At 69.4% G+C, this 22,106-nt stretch carries 19 protein-coding genes; 6 read left to right on the forward strand and 13 right to left on the reverse strand.

Annotation, left to right across the window (positions count from 1 at the left end; genetic code table 11):
* Window positions 1-24 precede the first annotated feature (24 nt).
* The 4 genes from WA670_RS28155 to WA670_RS28170 are packed head-to-tail and all read right to left on the reverse strand — an operon-like array spanning window position 25 to window position 5,684.
* Complete coding sequence (locus WA670_RS28155) at window positions 25-4,014, reverse strand: nSTAND1 domain-containing NTPase (protein WP_336159328.1); 3,990 nt, start codon at window positions 4,012-4,014, stop codon at window positions 25-27.
* Complete coding sequence (locus WA670_RS28160; protein ID WP_037817969.1) at window positions 4,011-4,349, reverse strand: CU044_2847 family protein; 339 nt, start codon at window positions 4,347-4,349, stop codon at window positions 4,011-4,013. The genes WA670_RS28155 and WA670_RS28160 overlap by 4 nt, the downstream gene beginning before the upstream one ends.
* Window positions 4,350-4,398: 49 nt before the next feature.
* The gene (locus tag WA670_RS28165; RefSeq protein WP_336159329.1) at window positions 4,399-5,349 is read right to left on the reverse strand and encodes a hypothetical protein; all 951 of its coding nucleotides are present in this window, start codon (window positions 5,347-5,349) and stop codon (window positions 4,399-4,401) included.
* The gene (locus WA670_RS28170; RefSeq protein ID WP_336159330.1) at window positions 5,346-5,684 is read right to left on the reverse strand and encodes a PadR family transcriptional regulator; all 339 of its coding nucleotides are present in this window, start codon (window positions 5,682-5,684) and stop codon (window positions 5,346-5,348) included. The genes WA670_RS28165 and WA670_RS28170 overlap by 4 nt, the downstream gene beginning before the upstream one ends.
* An 89-nt stretch (window positions 5,685-5,773) precedes the next feature.
* On the opposite strand from WA670_RS28170, the gene WA670_RS28175 reads away from it, so the two are divergent.
* From WA670_RS28175 to WA670_RS28190, 4 genes are all read left to right on the forward strand, one after another.
* Window positions 5,774-6,490 carry a TetR/AcrR family transcriptional regulator gene (locus WA670_RS28175; protein WP_336159331.1) on the forward strand — a complete coding sequence of 239 codons (717 nt, stop codon included), beginning with the start codon at window positions 5,774-5,776 and terminating at the stop codon, window positions 6,488-6,490.
* A 593-nt stretch (window positions 6,491-7,083) separates the two neighbouring features.
* Window positions 7,084-7,986 carry an NADP-dependent oxidoreductase gene (locus tag WA670_RS28180; RefSeq protein ID WP_336159332.1) on the forward strand — a complete coding sequence of 301 codons (903 nt, stop codon included), beginning with the start codon at window positions 7,084-7,086 and terminating at the stop codon, window positions 7,984-7,986.
* A gap of 26 nt (window positions 7,987-8,012) precedes the next feature.
* Entirely contained in the window at window positions 8,013-9,503 is a 1,491-nt protein-coding gene (locus WA670_RS28185) for a DHA2 family efflux MFS transporter permease subunit (RefSeq protein WP_336159333.1), read from the forward strand.
* A gap of 119 nt (window positions 9,504-9,622) precedes the next feature.
* On the forward strand, window positions 9,623-10,075 hold the full coding sequence (locus WA670_RS28190; RefSeq protein WP_336159334.1) for a hypothetical protein: 453 nt from the start codon (window positions 9,623-9,625) through the stop codon (window positions 10,073-10,075).
* A gap of 187 nt (window positions 10,076-10,262) precedes the next feature.
* Here WA670_RS28190 and WA670_RS28195 read toward each other — a convergent pair whose 3' ends face one another.
* From WA670_RS28195 to WA670_RS28235, 9 genes are all read right to left on the reverse strand, one after another.
* Window positions 10,263-10,415, reverse strand: a complete 153-nt coding sequence (locus WA670_RS28195) for a hypothetical protein (RefSeq protein WP_167754394.1) — start codon at window positions 10,413-10,415, stop codon at window positions 10,263-10,265.
* Window positions 10,416-10,511: 96 nt separating this feature from the next.
* Window positions 10,512-11,027, reverse strand: coding sequence for an SRPBCC family protein (locus tag WA670_RS28200; protein ID WP_336159335.1), 516 nt, complete (start codon window positions 11,025-11,027; stop codon window positions 10,512-10,514).
* A 20-nt stretch (window positions 11,028-11,047) separates the two neighbouring features.
* Window positions 11,048-11,968: a VOC family protein gene (locus WA670_RS28205; RefSeq protein WP_336159336.1), complete on the reverse strand. Its 921-nt coding sequence runs from the start codon at window positions 11,966-11,968 to the stop codon at window positions 11,048-11,050.
* A gap of 1 nt (window position 11,969) precedes the next feature.
* A complete protein-coding gene (locus tag WA670_RS28210) occupies window positions 11,970-12,821 on the reverse strand; it encodes a fumarylacetoacetate hydrolase family protein (RefSeq protein ID WP_336159337.1) in 852 nt (283 codons plus the stop codon).
* A gap of 7 nt (window positions 12,822-12,828) precedes the next feature.
* The gene (locus WA670_RS28215; protein ID WP_336159338.1) at window positions 12,829-14,391 is read right to left on the reverse strand and encodes a linalool dehydratase/isomerase domain-containing protein; all 1,563 of its coding nucleotides are present in this window, start codon (window positions 14,389-14,391) and stop codon (window positions 12,829-12,831) included.
* Complete coding sequence (locus WA670_RS28220; RefSeq protein WP_336159339.1) at window positions 14,388-14,954, reverse strand: SCO family protein; 567 nt, start codon at window positions 14,952-14,954, stop codon at window positions 14,388-14,390. The genes WA670_RS28215 and WA670_RS28220 overlap by 4 nt, the downstream gene beginning before the upstream one ends.
* 55 nt (window positions 14,955-15,009) lie before the next feature.
* The gene (locus WA670_RS28225) at window positions 15,010-15,951 is read right to left on the reverse strand and encodes a LysR substrate-binding domain-containing protein (protein ID WP_037817981.1); all 942 of its coding nucleotides are present in this window, start codon (window positions 15,949-15,951) and stop codon (window positions 15,010-15,012) included.
* A 45-nt stretch (window positions 15,952-15,996) separates the two neighbouring features.
* A complete protein-coding gene (locus WA670_RS28230; RefSeq protein ID WP_336159340.1) occupies window positions 15,997-16,479 on the reverse strand; it encodes a DUF6130 family protein in 483 nt (160 codons plus the stop codon).
* A gap of 114 nt (window positions 16,480-16,593) precedes the next feature.
* The gene (locus WA670_RS28235) at window positions 16,594-18,108 is read right to left on the reverse strand and encodes a tannase/feruloyl esterase family alpha/beta hydrolase (protein WP_336159341.1); all 1,515 of its coding nucleotides are present in this window, start codon (window positions 18,106-18,108) and stop codon (window positions 16,594-16,596) included.
* 113 nt (window positions 18,109-18,221) lie between these two features.
* Between WA670_RS28235 and WA670_RS28240 the strand changes: the two genes are divergently transcribed.
* Together WA670_RS28240 and WA670_RS28245 are read left to right on the forward strand one after the other, a co-directional pair.
* On the forward strand, window positions 18,222-20,933 hold the full coding sequence (locus WA670_RS28240; protein ID WP_336159342.1) for an AAA family ATPase: 2,712 nt from the start codon (window positions 18,222-18,224) through the stop codon (window positions 20,931-20,933).
* Window positions 20,934-21,025: 92 nt separating this feature from the next.
* Window positions 21,026-22,048: an alpha/beta fold hydrolase gene (locus tag WA670_RS28245; RefSeq protein ID WP_336159343.1), complete on the forward strand. Its 1,023-nt coding sequence runs from the start codon at window positions 21,026-21,028 to the stop codon at window positions 22,046-22,048.
* Window positions 22,049-22,106 lie beyond the last annotated feature (58 nt).

Below are 22,106 nucleotides of genomic sequence, written 5' to 3' on the forward strand. Positions count from 1 at the left end.
GATTGAGTGGCTGGAAGGGCAGTCTTAGGCGCACGGCCGGCTTTGCTCCGCACCTGCGGGCAGAAGGGTCTTCTCGGCCGGGGTGAAGTCCCGGTCGTTGATGCCGCAGAGGTGCCGCATCCAGGCGGCGCCGTCGAGCGGGACCGACGGCCGCGGGCCCGGTCTGGTGTCGAGCACCAGGTTTCCGTTCTCGACGGCCCGGTTGAGCGATCCGTCGCCGAGTTGGATGTCGGTGACCAGCTTGTGGTCGGGCCAGTGCCACACCTGGAAGTCCAGGGTGGCTTCGCCGAACAGGTAGTCGCCGTCGATGCTGTACAGGGTGTTCATCGACGCGGGCATCGTCGGCAGCATCCGGTTCGCGTTGAGGTCGAGCAGGACCACGCCGCTGACCACCCCGTTGACCATGGCCGCGAACGAGCCGGTGGGGTCGATGGCCGGGGCGCCCGGGAAGAAGTCCGAGTGGAACGTCTCGATCGCTTTCCGGCTCGGGAGATCCCACACCGCGGCCGTTTTCCCGCCGTAGACGAAGATCTGCCCGGGATGTCCTGGTCTTGCCTTCGCCTTGGCGACATCGGCTTGCGTGGTCAGCGGCAGCGGCGCCGCGGTCTGCTGCCCGGTGGCCGGATCCCAGAACGTGACCGTTTTCGCGTGCAGGACGACCACGCTCTGTCCTGGGACGGCGATGATCGTGCCGTCGTCGTTCGGGTCCGGGTCGCCGGGAAGCGGCGCTTCGTGTTCGAGGACGAGGTCGTCCGCCCGGTAGGTCCGCAGCGTGCCGTCCTCGCTGACGGCAAGGACGTGTTTTCCGCTCGGGTCAAAGGAAAGCGCGGTCGGCGCGGGCACTGAGACCTGCTTCAGCACCTGCTGATGCGCGTCCAGGAGAGCGAGTTCTCCGGCCTCGGTGCGGGCTGCCCAGCGCCGGCCGTCCGGCGACCGGGCGGACGGGTTCCACGAGGTGGCGTTGGCGGGTTTGGCGTCCGTCGTGGGCACGGCGCTGAGTTGCATCGACCCGTTCCGCACGGTCAGCGCGGTCAACCGGCCGTCCGGGGCGGGGAGGAGGGCCGGGGCCGGCGAGGTGTTCGCGGTTGCCCAGTTGACCGTCACCGAGGGATCGGCGAACAAGTACCGCTTTCCGTCCGCCCAGTGCACGGCCTCGAGCGGTCCTGCTCCGGATTTGTTCAGCAGAAGGAATTGTCCGGTGACGTCGATGTCCATTCCGGAGCAGTCGACGCCGCTCGCCAGCTGTCCCGACCGGGCGCTGGAAACGTCCAGGAGGGTGACTGTTTCGCCGTCGCAGGCGGCGAGCTTCCGGCCGTGGCCGACGAGAACGCCCTGGCCGAGCGAGCGGATCAGCGCGCCGGTCGCGGCGTCGCGCACCACTGCCCGGTTCTTGGCGTTGGGGTCGCTCGGCTGCTCGAACAGGACGACCTGGCGTCCGTCGTCGGTCGGGTACACCGTGTTCACCATGCCCGTCGCCAGGCTGGCTGGCAGCGGGGTCGAGGTCGCGTGGCGGGTCTGGAGATCCCAGACCTGGAGGAGCCGGGGCCGGGCAGTCTCGTTGGGAACTCCCACGAGGTACCGGCCGTTCGCGCTGAACGCCACGGATTCGAACGCTGTCGCGTCGCCGGCCCGGAGGACGACCGGCGGGGCGGAGCCGTCCAGGTCCCAGATCTTGACCCCGGGCTCGTTCCCGGACTCGGCGAGCAGCCTGCCGTCCGGGCTCAGTTCCAGGGAGGAGGTCGGGTTGACGGCGAGTGCGCGCGACTGGGGCGCGGGTCCGGGCAGCCCTTGCCAGAGCGCGACCGGCGTTGTGGGATCGGCGGATTTGATGATCATGCGCTGACCGTCCGCAGTGGACACGATCCGGTCGGTCGCCGCGATGTGCCGCGGGGGAAGGATCCGGTCGATCCCCCGCCAATAAAGCTCCTGCTGCAACAGCGCGCCATAAGCCTCGCTGCTGTGCGGGTTTTCCCGCCACGCCGCCTGTGCCATCTGCAACGCCGACGTGTCCTGCCCGTTCGCGTCGCGCAAAGATTCCTGGGCCAGCAGGATCGCGTTGGCGGTGTGCAGATTGTCGTTGATGGTCGCCTGATTGCGCAGTACCACGACGGTGAGCACGCTCGCGGCCAGTGCCAAGGTGAGTGCGACGGCGGTGACGATGCGCCAGCGCCGGATGCCGCGTCGTTCGGCGGCGTAGCTGCGTTCGATGTATTCCTTGTGCCGCGCGGCGATATCCGACCCGCGCTGGGCGAGCCATTGCCGGGCGGTGGCGAGCGCCGCGCCGCGGAGCAGGCCGCCGTGGTCCCGGTCGGACTGCTCCCACTGGTCGATGTCCTGCCGCAGGTCTGCTTGCCAGACCAGGAAATCCCGGTCTTCGGCGAGCCAGTCCCGCAACTGGGGCCAGTAGTCGATCAACGCCTGGTGGACGAGGTCCGCGCGCTGGTCGTCGTCGAGCACCACGAGGCGGCGGGCGGCGAGTTCGTGCGCGATGTCCCGCAGGTCCGGCCCGAGTTCGCCGAGCCGGACCGAACGCCGGGCGAATCCCGCGTCGCCGTCCGGTCTCGCGAGCTGCACGAGCAGTCTGCGTGCAGCGTCCTTTTCGGACGGACGAAGGGCTTCGAGCGCTTCGTCGGCGGCCTGGCCCAGCGCACCGGGCACCCGGCCGAGCTTTTCGTAAGCCGCGTGGGTGAGCCAGCCGCCGTGCCGTTGCTGCCAAAGCCGTTCCAGCACCAGGGAAACCAGCGGCAGCGTGCCGGGCTGGTCCATCGCGTCGTCGAGGATGCGCGGCACCAGGCCGGATTCGAAGGCGAGGCCGCCGACCTCGGCGGCCGGTCCGGTGATCGCCTCGGACAACTCGTCGCGGGACATCGGCTGCAGGAAGCGGACAGCCTTGTTGAGCCGGTCCGCGGTTTCGCGGGTGATGAGCGAGTCGAGCGACCGGGCGCGCAAGGTGAGCACGACCCGCAGCGGGGCCGGTTCGCCCGGTTCCCGTCGTTGCGACGCGATCATCCGGGTGAGCAGTTCGAGCAACCGGCGCGCGCCCTCGCGGTCCGCGACGACGATCTCCTCGAACTGGTCCACGAAAACCACCGCGGCACCGTCGGAGACGAGCGCGTTCGCCGCTGCCGCCGGGTCTTCGACCGGCTGCCCGATCGCGGCGGCGAACATGGTGACCGGTTCGATCCCGGTGTCCGGGCGGATGTCGAGCACCCGCGCGCCCGCGGCGCGGAGGCGGGGCAGCAGACCGGCGCGGACCAGCGACGACTTGCCCGAACCGGACGGTCCGGCCACGACGACGAGGTCTTGCCGGGCGGCTTGTTCGGTCAGCTCGGCCAGTTCGGCGTCGCGGCCGTGGAACAGCGCGGCGTCTCGTTCTTCGAGGGGTTTCAGTCCGCGGTAAGGGTTTTCCGCCGCGACGGTCCAGGTGTCGCCGAGCGCGGTGGTGGGGATGAGGTGCGCGGTGGTGTCGTGGCGGTTGGCCCGGGTGACGACCATGCCGACGACGCCGTTCGCGTCGTCGTCCCACACCGGCGCACCGCTGAACCCGGGCTCGATGCGCCACTGCCGCGCGTCGGTCTCGATCTGGATCCGGCCGGTGCCCTGCGCGCCGAGCAGCCTGCCCTCGATCCAGATGCCGGCGTCCTGGTCGAACGGGAACCCGAACGTGCGGAACGAATGCCCGCGGACGTCGTCGGTGATCCGCGAAGGAGCGGGCAGCGCGCCGAGCGGGGCGGGCTCTTCCAGCTGGAGCACCGCGACGTCGCCCGCCCCGTCGCCGCTGTCCGGCTGCCAGTCGACCACGCGCGCGGGAATCGGGGAACCCGTCGCCAGCAGGGGAAACTCGACCTGAACGAGCCCGTCCGGGCGCTCGGTGTCCCCGAGTTCGCCGAGCGCCGCGGCCACCACGTGCGCACACGTGGCGACCCGGCCGGGAGCCACCAGGAACCCGGCCCCGGCGACCCCGGCCGCCCCGCTGATCCGGACGACGGCCGCGGCGAGCGGATCAGCGCTCATGACGACGGCGCGGTCCACTCCATGCTGACCGTGAAATTCGCTTCGCCCGCGGTTTTGGCGATCGCGAGGTTCGCCTCGCCGGTGACCTTGATGCCGAACTGCAGGCTGATCTTGGACGGCCGCTGCTCCATCGCCCGGAACTCGGCGAGCACGGCCTCGGCCGCGGGCCGGATCCGCTGGAGCGCTTCCTGGACCGACTCGGACGCCTGCTCGATCGACGGACCCCGGCCGACCGGCTGGTTCCCCCTGGCGGCCCGGCTCACGCCGGCATCGGCATCGGTTTCGAAAAGAATGGCGTCGCCGCCGCCGACCGGCATGCTGACCCACTGCGTCATGGCCTCGGTACCCCTTCGGACCCGCGATCGCTTCCTGCCGGTCAGTCAATCACAACGGCCGGGGCGGGGAGGGCGGAATCGCGGAATCCGGAGCAGCCGCGCGGGAATTCCGGTCGAAACGATGAAGCAGGACGCCGAATCCGAAGGTGACGACTACCGGTGTGGCGTAAAGGACGAGCGGCAGAACCGCGTAAACGTCCAGGTATCCGAGCACCCGCGCCACGACCGGTACCACGACAAGCGGCGCAAGAAGGACCAAAGCGGCACGACGCCCACTTCGGGTGCGGAGGCGGCAAGCGGCGAAGACACCGATCACGAGCACCACTAGTTGCACCAATTGGGCGAGTGGCAGATGCATTCCGCGAGCGGTTGTCGTAAGCGCAAGCAGCACAACGACCGTGCCGACGAGGATGGACAGTCGCAAGCGGCCCAGCAAAGCCAAGCCATGGCGCGGCCCCGGGGACGCAGTCATCGCGAGGGCCGCGAAAACGCTGAGCAGCACCCAGCCCGGAGCCACGTCCGCCGACCAATGCCGGGCGGGATCGAGGATTGTGACAGTGATCAAGGCGGCATTAGCCACCCACGCGAGGATCACCGAGGCGCGACGCATCCCCCACACGCCGAGCGCGACGGCGGCCAGCCAAGCCGACCACACCGGGACGTCGGCGAGCGCTCCCAGCCACATCCGCAGCGGCCACCCGTCCAGCCGGGCCACGCTCCGGATCTCGCGCACGGTGGAGGCGGCTCCGGTCAGCAACAGCACCGGTGCCAGCAGGCTGACTATCGCCAACGTGTCCCGCCGGGAGCGTCCGCGCAAAGCGTGTCGCCAGTGGACTTGGACGGCACCCCAGACGAGGTCGAACGTTTCGGCAACCCCTGGCGTGCTTCGGTTTTCGGCACCGTCGAGCAGTACTCCCAGCATTTCTTCGCCGTGCGCGGCTCGGTGCGCGCGCGGGTACAAAGCCAGCAGGCGCCGGTAGCGTCGCTCCAGGTCGCTCACGCCAGTCCTCCTGCGCTGCGGAGCTGAAGCCGTTGTTCGGCAGCAGTCGTGTGACGTTGTCGTCGCTGGACTTCCGCGGCCAGCCGCGCGACTCCCGGTTCGGTCAGGCGGTAGTAGCGACGCAGCCTGCTGTCCACGACTTCCTCGCGATCCACTTCCACCCAGCCTTCCGCGTGAAGCCGGTCCAGCGCGGCGTACAACGTGCCGGCTCGCAGCTTGACCTGGCCGTCGGAGATCGTTTCGACATCGCGCAGCACGCCGTAGCCATGCTGCGGCTGGGCGGCTAGCGCGGTGAGGACCAGGAAGGTCGGCTCGCGCAGGGCTGGATCACTCATGACGCGAGCATATACCGATGATCTGCATATGGCGAACAGGTCAGGCGAACAGTGTTCGGCGAACGAACGCTCCGGGATAAGGTGCACCCGTGGACCCCAAGGAACGGCGCGCGGCACGGCATCAGCCACCGAAACCCGGAACCAGCACGAAACCTCGGCGGCGCACGGTGCCGATCACTGTCGAGCGGGTCGTCGACGCCGCGTTGGAGATCATCGCCACCGAGGGGTACGAGGCGTTGTCCATGCGCCGCGTGGCCGATGCGCTGAACACCGGTCCCGCCTCGCTATACGCGCACGTCGTCAACAAGACCGACCTCGACGAACTGCTCATCGCGCGGCTGTGCGCGAGAATCGTCCTGCCGGAGCCGGACGCCGCGAACTGGCGTGAGCAGATCCGCGACGTGTGCGTCCAGCTGCGCGACCTCTACCTGGCCTACCCCGGGATCTCCGGTGCCGCGTTCGCGGTGGCACCCACCGACCTCGACACCGCGCGGCTCAACGAGGGGATGCTGGCGATCCTGCTGAACGGCGGCGTCCCGGCACAGGCCGCGGCGTGGGGTGTGGATTCCCTGCTGCTCTACGTGGCCGCTTACTGCCTCGAGACCTCGATCGTGCGCCGGCGGGTGGCGGAGAAGGACGCCGTGTGGGTCGTCGGACGGGACGAGATGCAGCGGCGGCTCGCTTCGCTGCCCGTGGAGGATTTTCCTTACACCGCAAGCCATGCCGTCGAGTTGACGGCAGGTGAGGGCCATGACCGGTTCGACTTCACGCTCGAAGTGATGATCGACGGTTTGGCGCGTCGCTAGGCGATTGGCCGCGGGCCAGGTTTGTCGTCCGTGAAGGACTCCTTGAGGGAATCAGATTCCCTCAAGGAGTCCTTCACGGACCTGTCTGCATGGTCCAACGGGAGCTGATCGGGCCGGGGAACCGTCCTGGCGGGGTTCTCTGCGCGTTGACAAGAACACTGTTCGTTGGTAGAACGGTGTTCGTGGAAGTATGGACAGAGCGGCCGGTGGCGAAGACCTCGCACGGCCAGGTGCGCGGGACCCCCTCGGGCTTCCGCGGCATTCCCTTCGCTGCGGTGCCCGTGGGCGACCTGGCACCCCAGCCGCCTCGTACCTGGGAGTACGTACTTGACGCCGGGGAACTTCGGACGGATTCCGGCCCAGGCGTCCTCGTCCGCGATCGGGCCTCGGCAACCTGACCGGTCCGCAGGTCGGGAAATTGCTGGGGCCGCAACCGAATGCCGAACTCGCCGCGCTCTGGGCGGCGATGAGAACGGCGCGGACCCGATCGTGCGGCCTTGTCCGGAGCAGCTGTCCGCGCACCTGCGGGCTAGCCACGACTTCCCGTGCCTGCCTCTTCGATCCTCGGCCTCGCGCCGGGAAGGGATTGCCTCATGAAAACGGTCCGGTTCAGCACCTTCGGCGGCCCGGAAGTCCTCGAACTCGTCGACGTCCCGGATCCGCATCCGGGCCCCGGCGAAGTCCGGATCTCGGTGCGTGCCGCGGGGATCAACGCGAGCGACTGGAAGAAACGCCAGGGCCTGATGGACCAGGAACTCCCGCAGACAATGGGACACGAGGCGGCGGGCGTCGTGGACGAACTCGGCGAGGGCGTCACGGACGTCGCGCTCGGCGACCGCGTGTTCGGGTTCTCGGCTTCCGGTGGCGCACAAGCGGAATTGACCGTGCTGTCCTGCTACGCGCCCGTCCCGCCCTCGCTCAGTTTCGCCGAGGCAGCTGCCTTGCCCGCCGCAGCGGAGACGGCCGCGCGTGCACTCGATCAACTCGGCGTCGAGAGCGGTGCCACGGTGCTCGCCAACGGTGCTTCCGGCAGCGTCGGTGCTGCCGCGGTCCAGCTCGCCGTGGCGCGGGGCGCGCGGGTGATCGGCACAGGAAGCCTTGCCACACATGACTTTCTGCGCTCGCTCGGTGCCGAACCCATTGCCTACGGACCTGGTATGTCAGACCGGGTCCGTGCGCTCGCACCCGACGGCGTCGACCTGGCGCTGGACGTCGCCGGAAGCGGTGTCCTGCTGGAGTTGATCCAGCTCGCGGGCGGTCCGGAGCACGTCATCACGGTCGCCGACTTCGTAGGTGCCCAGCAGCACGGCGTCCGCTTCAGTCGCGGCGACGGCGGGCACGCGCTGTACGTGCTATCTCAACTCGGCGACCTGGTGGAAGCCGGAAAATTCACCCTGCCCGTCGGGCAGACGTTCCCGATGGCCGACGTCGCGGAAGCGCACCGCGTCGGCGAATCTGGCCGGGTACGCGGAAAACTCGTCCTCCTGCCCGGCTGACGGGCCGATTCAATCGAGAGAACTTCATGAACTCTGACCTCTCGCCGACCGGGATCGCCCAGTCGGCTCCCCGAAGCGCGCCCGGAAACGCCGCGCGCCACCAGTACCGCTGGCTGACGCTCGTCGTGCTGAGCCTCGCCCAGCTGATGGACATCCTCGACTCCACGATCGTCAACATCGCCCTGCCGAGCGCGCAGCACGACCTCGGATTCCCGGCCGATTACCGGCAATGGGTGCTCACCGGCTACGCACTCGCGTTCGGCAGCCTCCTGCTCCTCGGCGGCCGGCTCTCCGACTACTTCGGCCGGAAACGGCTGTTCCTCGTCGGCGTCGGCGGGTTCGCCGTCGCTTCCGCGGTCGGTGGTGCCGCCGGGAATTTCACGACACTGCTGGCCGCGCGAATCGGCCAAGGCGCGTTCGCCGCGATGCTCGCCCCGGCCGCATTGTCCTTGCTGTCCATCACTTTCGCCGACGACGCCAAGGAACGCGGCCGTGCGTTCGGCATCTTCGGCGCGATCTCCGGTGCGGGCGGCGCAGTGGGATTGCTGCTCGGCGGCGTCCTCACGCAGGGCCTGTCGTGGCGGTGGTGCCTGTACGTCAACCTGATCATCGCGGCGCTCGCGTTCGCCGGCGGACTAGTCCTCCTCCGCGACGGCGACCGGCCGCAGCGGGTCCGGCTCGACGTCGCGGGCACGGCCGCGGTGGTGCTCGGCCTGATCGGGATCGTCTTCGGTCTCGGCACCGCGGAACGCAATGGCTGGCACGACATCCGGACACTCGGACCGGTGCTCGCGGGCGTCGCGCTCATCGCCGCGTTCGTCGTCGTCGAACGCCGCACCGCCCACCCGCTGCTGCCGCTGCGGGTGATCCTCGACCGAGTCCGCGGTGCCGCATACCTGACCTTGGGCATCACCGGGACCGGGATGTTCGCGATCTTCCTGTTCCTCACCTTCTATCTCGCGAACACGCTGGGGTTCAGTCCGCTGCAGACCGGCGTCGCGTTCCTTCCGATGATCGGCCTGGTCATGGCGGGAGCGGTGTTCTCCGGGGCGGTGCTCCTGCCGCGCTGGGGACCTCGGCCGATCGTGCCGCTGGGCTGTCTCCTCGCCGCCGTCGGCATGGTCATCCTCACCGGAATCGGCGCGGACTCGAGCTACGCCGGGAACATCCTGCCCGCCCTGCTCGTCACCGGGCTCGGCTTTGGATTCATCTTCGGCCCGGTGCAGAACGCCGCGACCAGCGGAGTCCGGCCGCACGACGCCGGGGTGGCGTCCGCGCTGGTGACGACGGCCCAGCAGATCGGCGGCTCTATCGGAACCGCGGTGTTCAGCTCGCTCACGACGTCCGCGATCGCCGGCTACCTGGCCGCACATCCAGGAACCCTCGCCGCGGCGACCTTCGCCGGATACCACCTGGTTTTCTGGACTGCGGCGGCGGTTTTCCTGTGCAGCGCGCTGCTGGCCGCGGCGCTGTTCCGGAGTGGTCCGTTGCCGCTGCCCGCAGACCCGGCGGTCTGAGACGCGAACGCTAGCCTGGTGGTATGGCAGACACCCGTCCTGGAGGCCGGGCGGCGCACAATGCCGTGCGCGAGTCGCCGTCCGGAGTTCTGGGTCGCCCGCGGCATAGACTGGCCTGCGTGGCCGGCCAGAAACTTCTAGCTTTCCTCCGCGAACTGCGGGCGACCACTACCTGGACGGTGACCGCCGACGACACCTCGGTGAGATGGCAACTCAGCGGGTTAACGTGGCAGACCACGGTGATCGTCGACCCTCGGCGCTGGCTCGGGCTGGAGTTCGAGGCACGGGTCCCGGCGACCGGCAAGCTTGTCACGTATGACATCGACACCGATCTGTACGACATCACGCAGGAGCGTCAGCGCGAGTTTGCCGAGGAAATCGAACGCGACATCATCGAGTTTCTCGACAACCTGCGGAAGGGCTCGATGCTGCGCGGAACCGACGGCGCGCTCGTCTTCCCGCTCGACGGCTCGTGGATCCGCGTCGTCCGAGGGCGGTTCCTAACCAGCGCGTCGACGCACACTGATGCTGCGGCAGCCCGGGCCGGTGGCGACTATGCGGTGGTGCTGTAAGGGCTACTGATACTTCACCGGGTTGCCGTTGAGATTGCCGCCGTCGCACGGCCAGGGTCCGTCGTCCAAGGGGCCGAGCCCGCTGCCGGCGTCCGAGAAACCGGCCGCGATGCGGTCGGCCAGACTGCCCAGCCATCGGAAGCCAAGACACGCAGACGCCGTCCGCCAGCAGGACGAACGCGCCGAGCTATTCGTGCTCGAGCGCGACCGAACGGAGGACCGCGCCGACGAAGTCGAGTTCGGCCAGGACGTAGCCGCCCGCGTCTCGGTGGGCGATCCACACCGTCCCGTCGAGGCTGACTACCGGCGGGTACGGGTGGCCGTCGGCACGGGGCTGCAAGAGGACCGCACCCGAGGAATCGAATGCGGTGTAGGTGAAGGGAACCCTGACGGAATCAGATTCCCCCAGGGTTCCCCTCACGTACCTCGGCAGCGCTTACGCGGCAGTGCCCTCGATGTGCGCCTTCAGCAGTTCCAGCCCGGGCTGGATGCGGGCCGAGTCCTCGACCGGGTGCGGGCCCGCCGGTTCGGTGGGCGGGACCAGGCGCTCGAACAGGCGGCAGAACAGCGTCGTGCCGTCGCCGAGGTCGAAGGTGGTGAAGGTGGCGATCGCGTGCATTGCCGGTGCCAGGGTTCCGCCGTCGAGCACGTCGCGGCCGACCACCGTCCACAGTTTGCCCGGCACTCGCGCGACGACGGTGTACAGCTTCGGCTTTTCGTTCAGGTCCGGGACGATGGTTTCGAGCAGCACGTCGCCGAGTTCCGCGGGGACGTCCGCGGTGCCGCGGCGTACTTCGGTTCCGGTGGCCATCGGCAGCCACTTCGGCAGGTTCGACCAGGTGGTCACCCAGTCGTAGACCTCCTGTGCCGGGCGGTTGACCACGATGCGGTTTTCGACGAAGCGGATGTTCAGGTTGTCCGGGATCTGCGGGACGTACAGTGCGGGGGACATGATTGTTCTCCTTTTCGGGGTTATTTGGTGGAATGCTGACCGGTCATGAGCGCGCCGAGGTCGTCCGGTTCGAGGAATGACGGCGGCGGGGGCGGGCCCCAGCTGAACAAGCCCTGTGCGCCTTCGAAAACCTCCGGCGTCCAGATCTCGTCCTCGGGGATGCAGTCCATGTCGGCGTAGTACTCGCTGAAGTTCCCCGCCGGGTCTTTGAGATACCAGAAGAAATTGGACCCCGCGTGATGGCGGCCGAGGCCCCACACGTGCCGGTCGGGGTGGCCGTTCAGCATCGCCGCCGCGCCGCGGCCGACGTCGTCGATGTCGTCGACCTGCCACGACGTGTGGTGCAGGAAGTTCACCGGGGCCGCGAGCGCCAGCACGTTGTGGTGATCCACCGAGCAGCGCATGAAGGCGCCTTTGTGCCCGATGTAATCGCTGACCTTGAAGCCGAGTGCCTCGGTGAAAAAGCGCATGGTGGCGTCGAGATCGGTGGTGCCCACTACGCAGTGGCCGAGTTTCTTCGGGCGGATCGGGTACTCGCGCACGACACCGGGCGCGCGGCCTGACCGTTCGATGCGGCCGGGGCCGTTGTACGGCGTGGCCAGGACGGGGGTTTGCGTGATCCGCGGCGAAATCTCGACCCGGACCGTGAATCCGGAGACTGGCTCGATCGCGCAGACGGCGGTGCAGCTCTCGGTGCTGACTACGCCGAGCCGGTTCAGGCGCGCCGCGGTTCGGGCGAGGTCGTCGGCGTCGTCGACTCCCACGCCGAGTTCGAGCAGTTGCCGGTAGGGCGCGTGCCGGACGCGCAGCTGCTCGCCGCCTTCGAGGGTGGTGAACGATCCGTCGCCGATATGGGTGAGTCCGAAATCGGCGTAGTAGGCAATGGTTTCCGCGACGTTCGGCACACCCATGGTGACGCGGGTCAGCCGGTGCATTCCCATGTCAGTCCTCCAGCGCGGCGACGAAGGTCTGCCGCATTTCGCCGAGGCCTTCGATCCAGCTGACCAGTTCCTCCCCGGCCCGCAGGAACCGTTGCGGCGTACGGCCGACGCCGACCCCGGACGGGGTTCCGGTGAAGACGAGATCGCCCGGGTAGAGGGTGATCGTCTGCGACAGCGCGGAAATCAGCCGGGCGACCGGGAAGATCAGCTCGCGGGTCCGGCCGTCCTGCACGGTCTCGCCGTCGACCGCGCAGCCGAGCGCCAGGTCGTCGCGGTCCGCCAGTTCGTCCGGCGTGACCAGCCACGGCCCGACCGGGGCGAAGTCCGGGAAAGACTTGCCGAGGCTGAATTGCGGGGCCGGGCCGGCCAGTTGCGAGACCCGTTCGGAGAGGTCCTGTCCGATCGTCACCCCGGCGAGGTGCTCCCACGCTTCGGATTCCGCGACGCGGTGCGCGGTTTGTCCGACGACCGCGACGAGTTCCACCTCCCAGTCGACGTTGCCGCCCGGCGGCAGGACGACCTCGGCGTCGGGACCGGTCAGTGCGGAAACGAATTTGGTGAATACCGGAGGAAGGCCGTGGGGCGAGGCGAAACCGGATTCCGCGGCGTGTGCGTCGTAGTTGAGTCCGATCGCGACGATCTGCCGCGGCTCGGGGGAGGGCGGACCCAGCTGGGTCCGGGCGAAGACGACATCGGGTTCGGCGGTGAGCTTTTCCGCCCAAGCCTGGAATTCGGTCCAGTTGCGGTACAGCGAGCCGAGGCCGAAGAGGCCGCCCGACGCCTTGGCGACGTCGATTCCCTTGTCCTCGGCGGTCAGCAGGACGGCCCGGCCGTCCACATTGGCCAGTTTCACGGATTTCTCATTTCTGGAAACAGAGTGTCAGATTGGTTCGAACGGCGAGTGGGAGACTGACGACGAGGTCGGTCCCCTCCGACCGGGTGCGGAGGCCGGGTGAATCAGCGGCGAGCACGTCGTCGCGGAACAGTTTCCAGGGCCGGTCGACGTTGCCGATCCGCAGCGTCACGTCGGCCGGTTTCCCGGCCACTGGCCGCAAAGTCAGTGCCAGCAACGACTTTTCCCGGTCGTACCAGGCGCGGACGAACTCGGCGGGGCCTTCGATCGCCATCACCGCGGGCTCCCGGAAATGTTCCGCGGTCCACGGATGGTGATACATCTTCCACAGTCCGTCGGCGACGTTCAGCCGGGCGTAGCCGAGCATCGCGTTGCCGGTCAGCCGGTCCATGAAGATCATGTTGCCGTTCTCGTCGAACGACCGGTCCTCGCGCGGGTAGAACAGTCCTCCGTTCTCCCAGGTCGGATTCAGGTAAGCGTCGGCGTAGCCGAGGAGGCCGCGCAGGTTCTCGTGATCGCCGACCTCGGCCATGCAGGCCGCGACGTAGCCGAAAGCCGGGGCGCGCCAGGCGAAATCCAGGTCGCGGGCGAACTCCGGTTCCCGGCCGGCGAGGCGCGCCTTGCGGGCTTCCAGTGCCGCGGTCGGTTCGGCGAGGGTGACCAGGCCGTCCGGGGTGCGCCGGATCTCGTCGCGGATCTGGTCGGGATAGAGCCGGTGCACCAGGTCGCGGCTCCAGGCGTTCAGGTTCAGCGCCGTCCAGGCGTTGCCGCCGCCTTCCAGGGGCATCTCCGGGCGGTTCTGCTCGACCAGCCAGAGCCGCCAGTACTCGCCGTACTCGTTGAGGATGCCCCGTTCGTCCCACGCCGCCTGATAGTTCCGGGTGACCTCCTCGGCGACCGACGTGCCTTTGCGCAGGTCGAGGAACCGGAAGCCGAGGATCGGGAACTGGTTGCAGACGAGGAAAAGGCAGTTGGGTTCGCAGACGATGCCGTACCAGCCCTGTTCGGCCATCTGCCAGTACAGGTTGTCAGCGAGCGAGCTGAGGGAGTACTCGTAGATCTCGGCGCCGAGTCCTTGGAAGAGCGGGTCCCAGCGGAAAGAAAGCGCGCCTCCGCGGTCGTACTGGTCGCTGTCGAACAACATGCTGTGCATGCCGAGAATCGCGAAGAACCGTCCGCTGTACATGATGTTTTCCTTGACCACCGGATCGCGCCAGCCTTCGCGCAATTCGGTCAGGTCAGGGTTGTTGCGGATGCTTCCCCGGCTGGTCTCGCGCCAGTACGCCCACACTTCCGGAAGCTGCATTTTCCGGATGATCTCCTCGAACACCGGCCGGAACGCGGCGGGGGCGGCGGGGAGATGGTGGAAATGCGCGAAACCCAGCGTGTAAGCCATCTGGGTCAGCTGGTAGCGGTAGGCGTCGGTCCATTCCTGGCCCCACCGCATGCTGCCCATGTTCGCCCATTCGTTGTCCTGCTGGGCGATCAGATTGCGCACGTGCTGGACGTGGCCCGCTTGCTTGTCGTCGAGCGCCGGATACCCCGAGATGTCCGGGGCGGCCGGCGTCACCGATCCGCCAAACAGGACTTAAGTGCGGCGGCGATGTCGTTGCTGTCCACCGGATCCACGAAGTGGGCGAGGTATTCGCCCTCGGGGCCCATGAGGTAGGTGAACGCGCTGTGCGGCGTCCGGTAGCCGTCGGGGTCGTCGACGCGCCGGGAGTGCACGTGGTAGGCCTTCTTCGCTGACTCGATTTCCGCGGCGGGCCCGGTCAGCCCGGTGATCCGCGGATGATTGGCCGCCAGGAAAGCGCGCATGACCTCCGGGGTGTCGCGTTCCGGATCGACCGTGACATAAAGGGCTCGCACTCGATCCGCGAGATCGCCGAGGTGGTCGAGCGCCTCGTCGATCCGGGCCAGCGCGGGCGGGCACACGGTCTGGCAATGCGTGAAGCCGAAAAAGACGAGGAGGTATTTTCCGAAATAGGAACGTTCGGTGACCGCGGCGCCGGAATCGTCGATCAGCCGGAAACTTCCGCCGACTGTCGGAACCGGGCGCGAAATCGTCGCGGAAGCGGAACCGGACCCGGGACCGGATCCGGGAGGGGTGCAGCAGGAGGAATTCATTTCCATGACTCACACGCTAGGAGCCGTGGTCATGCCCGTCCAATGCCGCGTTGGCGCTCGGCTATGTCGGTTGGGTATAGCCGCTGATGGTCGCCCGGATCTCGGCCGCGACCTCGTCCAGTTTTCGCATCATGAGCAGCATCGTCGGGGTGAGCTGCCGGCCCGCGGGCAGCGTGACGCCGACCGATTCCACGATGCCGAGGTCGATCGGCAGCGCGGACAGCTCCGGTTCGGTGTCGGCGACGAGCTGCGGCATCACGACCAGGGTGTCGGTCTCCAGCGCGATGGCGCGCACGGCGAGGAACGAACCGCATTCGATGCGGTTGGCCGGGGTGGAGAGGCCGCGGCTCAGGAGCTGTTCCTCGAATTGCCGTCGCTGCGGGTTGTCGGCGGGCGGCATCGACCAGAGTTCGCCGACCAGATCGGCGAGCGTGAGTCCCGGCCGCCGGTGCGCCGGGTGCTGGCTGCGCGCCACTACGCGAGCGGGCTCGTAGTAGAGGTGGTGCTGGCGCAGCCGGTCGTTGTTCGCCGGTTCGAGCGTGCCGACGACCAGGTCGACGTCGCCCGCGAGCAGCGCCTCGTACAGCGCCTCCGGGCCGCCGTGCCGGATGATGACGGTCAGGTCGGGGGCGACGGCTTTCACTCGCGCTACCGCGCGGGGCAGCAGCACGCTCGCCCCGGCGAGGAAGGTGCCGATCGTGACGGTGCCGGCGTGGCCGTCGACGAGTTCTTCGAGATGCCGCCCGGCTTGGCGGAGTTCGGCGAGCACTGCCCGGGCGTGGTCGACGAAGACCTCGCCGAACAGCGTCGCCGTCATCCCGCGCGGGCTGCGCTCGAACAGTTCGACCTTGAGGATCGACTCGAGTTCGCGCAGCCCGCGGGTCAGCACCGGCTGCGTGATGTGCAGCCGTTCGCCCGCGGCGACCAGCGAGCCCTGTTCGGCGATCGCCACGACGTAGCGCAGATGGCGCAGCTTGAGCCTGCCGTCGGCGAGATCGGTCATCGGGAACGCTCGGCTGGTCGCATGCGCCCGATTCTGCCGGTCCGCTCAGTGGTGGCCGCCTACCGGCACGACGAAACTGACGGTTTTGCTGTCCAGGACGTGGTGCGTCGGGTCGGCCAGCCCGATCCACACCTTGTGCGGGCCGGGCGGCAGCGCCTGGATGATCAGCGGTTCGCCGCTGCCGTCGGCCCAGTGCCAGGGCGCGTCGTCGACCGTCACGTGGATGTGGCCGATGCGCGGCGAGACGTCGAGCGCGGCCGGGCCGTAGACCGGGACGATGCGCAGGTTGTCCGCCCGGTAGCGCAGGACGACCAGGCCTTTCGCGAGCTGTTCCGGCAGCGGCGCGTCGACGGTGAGTGCGGGCGGCGGCTGGGACGGCAGCGGCACGACGGGGGCGGGCGGCCACCCCGACGCCGCGGCGGGCGGAGGGGCGGAGGCCGCCGGAGGCGCGGGAACGGCGGAAGCGGAGCAGGCGGTCGCCAGCAAAGCGGCTGAACCGAGGATCGCGGTGCGAAGAAAATGAGCCATGGAACGAAAACTAGGCAGCCGTTGATCATCTTCGCGTCGGTCGGACGACCGGATCGCTGTACGTCATGAGGGAAGTGCCGTGCGTGCCGCTGGGGTCGGCACGCACGGCACAGGTCAGCGGCAGCGGTAGCTGGACGCGACGGCGGGGTCGCCGTAGCCCTTGTACCGCGAGACCCGCGGGTACGCGCACAGGTCGCGGGTCTGCTTCCCGTCCGCGGCCGCCAGGGTGGCCGGGGCCTTGCCGTGCTCGACCCAGTCGACCAGCGCGCCGAGCGGATTGGTGGGCGTCGCGCCCGTCCCGCCGCCGCAGTGTTCGACGCCCGGGGCCAGGAACAGCCGGTAAAAGTCGTTCACCCGGTGGGAGCCGCCCATCGCCCGTTCGACCTCGGCGCGGTAGCGCAGGGTGCCGCCGGGCGGGATGAGCTGGTCGTCCGTGCCGACGAAGGTCAGCAGCTTGCCGCCGGTCCGGCGGAAGGCCGACAGGTCCGGGTCGGCGGTGCCGATGACGTCGTCGTACTCCCGCACCGACTGGCGGAACACCTGCGCGAACTGGGCGTAGCTGAGCTTCGAGACGTCGAAGTCGGCCTGCTTCTCCACGAACGACTGCACCCACTTGACCGCGACCGGGAACCCGGTGGCGTACGGGCTGTCGCCGGTTCCGGCCAGCCAGGTGAAATCGGCGCCCTTCGGGAGGCCGTCCCACAGCTTCCGGCCGCGTTCGTCGGTCGGCCCGGCCCAGATCTTCCGCATGACGTCGGCGTCCTTGGCCGTGACGGTGATTTCCTTGCCGTCGCAGAGGACCTTCGTGCCGATCAGGGAGCGCGGGTCGTAGCTGCACTCGTCCGGCCGGTCGACAATGCCGTTCTTGACGCCGTCGTTCGCGTCGCACGCCTGGACCGCGGCCTGCCGGAACGCGGTGAAGACGCACGCGCTCGGGAAGTCGTGCTCCTGGTTCATCACGATCTGCGGCCAGAGCGTCGCGACCGCGAACTGAGTCCAGTGGACCGCGGGCGCGTTCGCCAGGATGCCGTCGAAGTCGCCGGGGTAGTTCTGCGCCTCGGAGTAGCCCTGGCGGCCGCCGGTCGAGCAGCCGTTCCAGTACGAGTAGGTCACCGGCCGGTGGTAGAACCGCTGCGTGACGTCCTTGCCGATCAGCGCGGCCTCGTGCACCGAGCGGGTGGCGAAGTTCGTCAGCAGCGGCTGGTCGACCTTGCCGGGCGCGGTCAGCGCCCACGAGGTGTCGAGCCCGGACAGGACGCCGGCGTCGGTGGTCACGCCCGCGTAGCCGTCCTTGGCGGCCTGGGCCAGCGGTGCGCCGAAGTCCCCGGCGGCGTACGCGCTTCCGCCGACCGCCTGGAGCCGTCCGGTCCAGCCGGTCTGCGGCAGGGCCACCCCGACCTTGACGTGGTCAGTGGCCCCGGAATGGGTGAGGGTGACGGTGATTTCGCAGTAGCCGGGCTTGGCTTCGGCCTGCACGGATTCGATCTTCGCGCCGCTGGGCGCGGTGACCGGGACGGTGGCGCAGGCGGTGGTTTCGGCCGCCGCGGCGCTGGGCGCGAGCTGGGTGACGGTGGTCACCAGCAGCGCCGCGAGCGGCAACGCCGAGAGAAGTGTTCGGGTGCGTCTCATCGCTTTCCTTTGTGGAGGGTCGCTTTCGCCTGAAACTAAGACGGCCGCCGTACCCTTCGCGCCCGTCGGACGACGCCGTTGACGTACGTCGTCGCCCGGTATCGTCAGGGATCATGATGCTGCGCGGACGGGACGCCGAGCTCAAGGAGCTGACCGAGCTGGTGGACGGCCCGGAAGGACGCGTCGGCGTCCTCGTCCGGGGCGAGGCCGGCATCGGGAAGTCCGCGCTCGTCGGCGCGGCGGCCGCGGCTGCGTCGGTCGCGGGCATGCGGGTGCTGCGGACGACCGGCGCCGAGGCAGAACAGGACCTCGCGTACGCCGGGCTGCACCAGCTCCTGCACCCCATTCGCGCAGGTGTGGCCGGGTTGCCCGCGCCGCAGCGGACGGCGTTGGAGACCGCGCTCGGGCTCGCGGACGGACCGGAACCCAGCGCGTATCTGGTCGGGCTCGCCGCGCTGACGCTGCTGGCCGACACCGCCGCCGCGAAGCCGGTGCTGGTCGTCGCCGAGGACGTCCACTGGCTCGATCGCGCCAGCGCGGACGTCCTGGCGTTCGTCGCCCGGCGGATCGAGGCCGAACCGGTCGCCCTGCTCGCGACGCTCCGCGACGGATCCGGTCCGCTGGCGGACGCCGGGCTCTGCCTGATGTCGCTCGACCGGCTTTCCGACGAGGCCGCCGCGGAGCTGCTGGACTCGGTCGCGCCGAGGCTCGACCCGATGGTCCGTACCCGGCTGCTCGCCGAATCCGCGGGTCATCCGCTCGCGCTCACCGAGCTTCCGGCCGCGGTGGCCGACCTCGACGTGCTCGATCCGGTCCTGCCGCTGACCGAACGGCTCGAGCGGACGTTCGCCTCCCGGGTCGCGACGCTGCCGGAAGCCACCCGCGCCGCACTGCTGGTCGCGGCGCTCAACGAGACCGGTTCGATCGCGGAAACCCTTGCCGCGACGGGAGTTCTGCTCGGCACGCCGGTGGAACCCGAGGTGCTGAGCCCCGCTGTCGACGCCCGGCTGGTCGAGTTCGCGGTCGGGTGCCTGACCTTCCGGCATCCGCTGATGCGGTCGGCCATTCCCGCGGCGGCAACGCTCAGCGACCGGCGGCGGGCGCAGCTCGCGCTGGCCGAGACGGTGCGCGAACAACCGGATCGGCGGGCCTGGCACCAAGCCCGGGCTGCCGCCGGTCCGGATGAAACCGTGGCCGCGGCCTTGGAATCGGCCGCCGACCGAGCGCGGCGGCGAGGCGGGGCCGCGGCGGCGATCGCGGCACTCGAGCAGGCGGCGCAGCTCAGCGAAAACCCGGACGCCCGGGCGGATCGGTTGCTGCGGGCCGCCGAGCTGGCGGTCGAATCCGGTCGCCGCGAGACCGCCGAACGGCTGGTGCGCGAGGCCCGGAACGGGTCGCTTTCCGCGCGCCGGAAGGCCACCGCGAGCCAGTTGCTCAGCGGTTTCGAGGACGGCGTCCGCGAGGATCCCGCCCGGATCGGGGAGTTGGCGGCGCTCGCCGAATCCGTCGCCGCCGACGGACAGGACGACGCCGCGATGCGGATCCTGTGGGGCGCGGCGATGCGGTGTTTCTGGGCTGAACCCGGCGCGACAGCCCGCCGGACGCTGCTGGACATCGCTGCCGAGCTGCCGCTCCCGGACGATGACCCGCGCCTGATCGCGGTCGCCGCGTACGTCGCGCCGTTCGAGCGCGGCACCGCGGTCCTGGAGCAGCTTCGGGTGCTCGCGGGCGCGACCGGGGCCGATCCGGAAACCGACCGGTACCTGGGCAGCGCGTCCTTGCAGGTAGGCGCCTTCGACCTGGCCGCCCGCTTCTCGACGGCCGCGGTGCCGGGCCTGCGCGCGCAAGGCAGGCTCGGGTTGTTGCCGCGGGCGTTGGCCGTCCAGGCGTGGAGCCGGGTCCGGCTCGGCGATCTGGCTGGCGCGGCACCGTCCGCCGCCGAGGCGGTCCGGCTCGCGCAGGAGACCGGGCAGCCGTTCATGGGTGGGCTGGCGCTGGCGGTCCAGGCCGAGATCGCCGCGCTTCGCGGTGACCACAAGCAGGCCAACGCCCTCGCCGACGAGGCCGAACGCGCTGGGCTTGCCGCTGGTGCGCGTCCGGTGCTGGCCACGGTCCAGCTCGCACGCGGGCTCGTGGCGTTGAGCGAAGGCCGGTACGAGGACGCGTTCGCCGACCTGCGCCGATTGCTCGACCCTGCGGATCCGGCGTATCAGCTGGCTCTGCGCGCGTACTGCGTCGCGGAGCTGACCGAAGCCGCCGTCCGGGCCGGGCAAACCGATGCGATGCGGGAAATCCTGGCCGAGCTGGAGCCGTTGGGAGCCGCGTCCGAGGCACCGGCGCTGCACATCGGGCTGCGGTACGCGCGAGCGGTGCTCGCTCCGAAGGAAACCGCCGAAGACCTGTTCACGGCGGCTTTGCAGGCGGACTTGAGCGGATGGCCTGCCGAACGCGGACGGGTCCACCTGGCGTTCGGGGAGTGGTTGCGGCGGCAGCGCCGGGTCGTCGAATCGCGGGCGCACCTGCGTACCGCGCGGGAGACTTTCGACGCGCTCGGCCTGACGGCGTGGGCCGAGCGGGCGCGGCGCGAGTTGCGCAGCGCGGGGGAGTCGAGCCCGAACCGGAGCCCGGATGCGCGCGACAAGCTGACGCCGCACGAGCTGAGCATCGCGCAGTTGGCCGCCGAGGGGCTGACGAACCGGGAGATCGGGCAGCGGCTCTATCTTTCGCACCGGACCGTCGGGACCCACCTGCACCGGATCTTCCCGAAGCTCGGCGTGAGCTCCCGCGCCGAGCTGGCCGACGCGGTGCGGGCGCTCGGCGACTGACTTACGCCGGTTGCGTCATCCGACGGGCGCGGGCGCGCGGCCGGACTCCCTAGCGTCGAGACCGTCCCACGGTCTTGCGCACAGGAGTTCAGATGATCAGCAGGAGACGATTCACCCAGATGTTCGCGGCCGGTGTGGCGGCGACCTCGCTCGCCGCCTGCTCGTCGCCCGCCGCTTCGCAGACTGTGGCTCCCGACCTGCGGGCGGGTTCGGGCGAGCACACCTCGCTGGGCACGATCAAGCACGCCGACGCCGGAGTCGTGAGCATGGCGTACGCCGAATTCGGCCCGGCAGGCGGCAAACCGGTGATCCTGCTGCACGGCTGGCCGTACGACCCGTACAGCTACGCCGACGTCGCGCCCTTGCTTGCCGCGCAAGGGTTCCGGGTGATCGTCCCGTTCCTGCGCGGGTTCGGCCCGACGGTGTTCAAGTCCGCGGACACGGTCCGCAACGGGCAGCAGACGGCCATCGCCCTCGACGTCGTCGCGCTGATGGACACATTGAAAATCGACAAAGCGATCCTCGGCGGATACGACTGGGGTTCCCGGACCGCCGCGGTGATCGCCGCGCTGTGGCCCGAGCGGTGCCAGGCCGTCGTCCCGGTCAGCGGGTACATCGTCGCCAACCTCAAGGCGAACCTGCAGCCGCTGCCCCCGGCCGCCGAACTGGGCTGGTGGTACCAGTATTACTTCGCGACCGAGCGCGGCCGCGCGGGCTACGCGGCGAACCGGCACGATTTCAACAAGCTGATCTGGAAGACGGCCTCGCCGACCTGGCATTTCGACGACGTGACGTACAACCGCAGCGCCGCGGCGTTCGACAACCCGGACCACGTCGCGATCGTCATCCACAACTACCGCTGGCGGCTCAGCCTCGCCCCCGGCGAACCGCGCTACGACGCGGACGAACAGAAACTCGCCGCGGGCGCGACCATCGGCGTCCCGGCGATCACCCTGGCCAGCGACTTCGACGGCGCGGCCAAGGACGGCAAGGGCTACCGCGCCAAGTTCACCGGAAAATACGAGCACCGGATCCTCGACGGCATCGGGCACAACGTGCCGCAGGAGGCGCCGAAGCCGTTCGCACAGGCGATCGTGGACGCGGCCAAGCTCTGAGGATTCATCGAGGTTTGATCGAGAGCGAATACGGTGCGCACGCCTCTCGCCGGAAACC

Source organism: Amycolatopsis sp. VC5-11 (assembly GCF_037034185.1).
Lineage (GTDB): Bacteria > Actinomycetota > Actinomycetes > Mycobacteriales > Pseudonocardiaceae > Amycolatopsis > Amycolatopsis nivea.

Coding starts and splice junctions, on each gene's coding strand:
- WA670_RS28155 (WP_336159328.1), bottom strand. CDS start 4,014: ATGAGCGCTGATCCGCTCGCCGCGGCCGTCGTCCGGATCAGCGGGGCG.
- WA670_RS28160 (WP_037817969.1), bottom strand. CDS start 4,349: ATGACGCAGTGGGTCAGCATGCCGGTCGGCGGCGGCGACGCCATTCTT.
- WA670_RS28170 (WP_336159330.1), bottom strand. CDS start 5,684: ATGAGTGATCCAGCCCTGCGCGAGCCGACCTTCCTGGTCCTCACCGCG.
- WA670_RS28180 (WP_336159332.1), top strand. CDS start 7,084: ATGAAAACGGTCCGGTTCAGCACCTTCGGCGGCCCGGAAGTCCTCGAA.
- WA670_RS28185 (WP_336159333.1), top strand. CDS start 8,013: ATGAACTCTGACCTCTCGCCGACCGGGATCGCCCAGTCGGCTCCCCGA.
- WA670_RS28200 (WP_336159335.1), bottom strand. CDS start 11,027: ATGTCCCCCGCACTGTACGTCCCGCAGATCCCGGACAACCTGAACATC.
- WA670_RS28205 (WP_336159336.1), bottom strand. CDS start 11,968: ATGGGAATGCACCGGCTGACCCGCGTCACCATGGGTGTGCCGAACGTC.
- WA670_RS28220 (WP_336159339.1), bottom strand. CDS start 14,954: ATGGAAATGAATTCCTCCTGCTGCACCCCTCCCGGATCCGGTCCCGGG.
- WA670_RS28225 (WP_037817981.1), bottom strand. CDS start 15,951: ATGACCGATCTCGCCGACGGCAGGCTCAAGCTGCGCCATCTGCGCTAC.
- WA670_RS28230 (WP_336159340.1), bottom strand. CDS start 16,479: ATGGCTCATTTTCTTCGCACCGCGATCCTCGGTTCAGCCGCTTTGCTG.
- WA670_RS28235 (WP_336159341.1), bottom strand. CDS start 18,108: ATGAGACGCACCCGAACACTTCTCTCGGCGTTGCCGCTCGCGGCGCTG.
- WA670_RS28240 (WP_336159342.1), top strand. CDS start 18,222: ATGATGCTGCGCGGACGGGACGCCGAGCTCAAGGAGCTGACCGAGCTG.
- WA670_RS28245 (WP_336159343.1), top strand. CDS start 21,026: ATGATCAGCAGGAGACGATTCACCCAGATGTTCGCGGCCGGTGTGGCG.